The 1918-nt window shown below is 57.9% G+C and carries 4 protein-coding genes; 3 read left to right on the top strand and 1 reads right to left on the bottom strand.

Features of this window, described 5'->3' with window-relative positions; translation table 11 throughout:
* Positions 1-312 (bottom strand): malonate decarboxylase subunit alpha (locus AB4Z52_RS36065; protein ID WP_442222590.1); only part of this gene is annotated, 312 nt, incomplete at its 3' end.
* Between the two features lie 175 nt (positions 313-487).
* On the opposite strand from AB4Z52_RS36065, the gene madL reads away from it, so the two are divergent.
* The 3 genes from madL to AB4Z52_RS36050 form a co-directional block, all read left to right on the top strand.
* Complete coding sequence (gene madL, locus AB4Z52_RS36060) at positions 488-910, top strand: malonate transporter subunit MadL (RefSeq protein WP_442222589.1); 423 nt, start codon at positions 488-490, stop codon at positions 908-910.
* A gap of 11 nt (positions 911-921) precedes the next feature.
* Positions 922-1686, top strand: a complete 765-nt coding sequence (gene madM, locus AB4Z52_RS36055; RefSeq protein ID WP_442222588.1) for a malonate transporter subunit MadM — start codon at positions 922-924, stop codon at positions 1684-1686.
* A 47-nt stretch (positions 1687-1733) separates the two neighbouring features.
* On the top strand, positions 1734-1918 hold a 185-nt coding region (locus AB4Z52_RS36050; RefSeq protein ID WP_442222587.1), incomplete at its 3' end, for a hypothetical protein.

Below are 1918 nucleotides of genomic sequence, written 5' to 3'. Positions count from 1 at the left end.
GCCGGAATAGGAAAAATCAAGCCTCCGGGCGACGCCGCTTTCGAAGATATCGAGGTGCTCCGACAAGACCACACCCGACTGTACCATGTGCAGGTCGTGTATCTTGGCGACATCGACTTTAGACAGCCCTCTCGCCAGCAGGTCAGCTTGTTTTTGGTTGTCACCCTCAAGGCAAACTCGATCCCCGGGCTTCAGGATCGCTTCCAGGAAAGCGACGAGGTGCTGCGGATCGACAAGCTTACCGGCAGAGAAACGCTGGCCGGCTTCGAGGCGTGCCAGCCTGTCGCAACCCTTTGTGTTCCAATCTCGCATTCGATTGCCTTTATGTATGCGCAATAGGGCGTTTTCAGATGTTCAATATATATACAATTGCCAAGAACGCAATAACGTGTATTTTAAATTCGATATGCGGCATCTTTGTATTCATGGGAGGAGAACAAATGTCGATCTTGTATTTCTTTGGGCGCGTATGCGGGGAGGGTCAAACATGGTGATCTCCGGTGTCGCAATGCTTGCCGTTTGTACCCTCTTGGGGAGCATCCTCGGTGATCTCCTGGGGATGGCGCTTGGCGTGAAGGCGAATGTCGGCGGCGTCGGCATAGCCATGATCCTGCTCATCGCCACGCGGCTATGGCTGAACAGACGGGGACTGTTGACGCTGCCGCTCAAACTTGGCGTCGAGTTCTGGGGAGCACTCTACATTCCGATCGTCGTTGCCATGGCGGCGCAGCAAAATGTGCTCGTGGCTGCACGCAGCGGTCCGCTGGTGCTGATTGCCGGGATCGTGACCGTTTTGGTTTGCTTCGCAACCGTCGCGCTGATGAGCCGTATCGGTGAGAGAGGCGAAACGATGGATGAAATCGAAGTGAAGGCCAGGGGTGAGCTCGCCGCCTCCGGCAATCCGGTCTGAGGGAGGCTGCCATGGAGATCTTGAAACACGGCCTGACCGCCAACAGCCTGCTCACCGCGTTTGCGATCGTCGGATTGGTCATGTGGCTGTCGAATGCCATTTCGAAATATGTCCTGTTCGGCCGCGTCCACGGCTCAGCTATCGCAATCGTTCTGGGGCTCGCTGCGGCCTTTGCTGCAGGTCTGTGGACGGGAGGCGAGAAAGGGGTGGTGGATATTCCAATCCTCAGTGGCATCGGTCTGATGGGCGGGGCCATGCTGCGCGATTTCGCCATCGTCGCCACGGCCTTTGAAGTGGACATTGCGCAGGCGCGAAAGGCTGGCGCTGTCGGTGTGCTTGCCCTTTGCCTCGGCACGGTTCTTCCGTTCATTGTCGGCTCCTTGCTCGCCGTCGCTTTCGGCTACACGGATGCCGTATCCATAACGACGATCGGCGCCGGTGCCGTTACCTACATCGTGGGGCCTGTGACGGGGGCAGCTTTGGGAGCGAGCTCGGCTGTGATCGCGCTGTCCATCGCGACCGGTGTTTTCAAGGCAGTGCTTGTTATGGTCGGAACCCCGATCGTGGCGAAGGCGATTGGTCTCGACAATCCTCGCAGCGCCATGGTGTTCGGAGGCCTGATGGGAACCGTTAGCGGCGTCTCGGGCGGCTTGGCGGCGACCGATCGTCGTCTCGTCCCCTATGGCGCGCTGACGGCAACGTTTCATACGGGGCTGGGCTGCCTCGTTGCACCCTCGATCCTTTATCTTGCGGTACGGTCGATTGCAGCGGGTTGAAACAACACGACCATGCCGGCCGGCATTCAGCTCAATGAGCAGGATAGATGAAGATCAAGGTGATACGGATGCCGGAAGAGTGTTCGTGCGAGATATTTTGGGGCTCGCTAAGGCGGCTGCATGATTGCGCAGCGAGCCGGCGCCATTGGTTCGAGGAGGAGACTATGTCGGAAAAGATTCATCCGGTGATGAAATCGGTCAAGGCGCGCGCTTTGATCGATCAGGCGAAGTA

Source organism: Rhizobium sp. 2YAF20 (assembly GCF_052114685.1).
In the GTDB taxonomy this organism is placed as follows: domain Bacteria; phylum Pseudomonadota; class Alphaproteobacteria; order Rhizobiales; family Rhizobiaceae; genus Rhizobium.
This window is presented reverse-complemented; position numbering and strand designations above follow the sequence as displayed.

What these genes read in the sequence shown, in the direction of transcription:
- madL (WP_442222589.1), top strand. Translation starts at nt 488, where the DNA reads ATGGTGATCTCCGGTGTCGCAATGCTTGCCGTTTGTACCCTCTTGGGG.
- madM (WP_442222588.1), top strand. Translation starts at nt 922, where the DNA reads ATGGAGATCTTGAAACACGGCCTGACCGCCAACAGCCTGCTCACCGCG.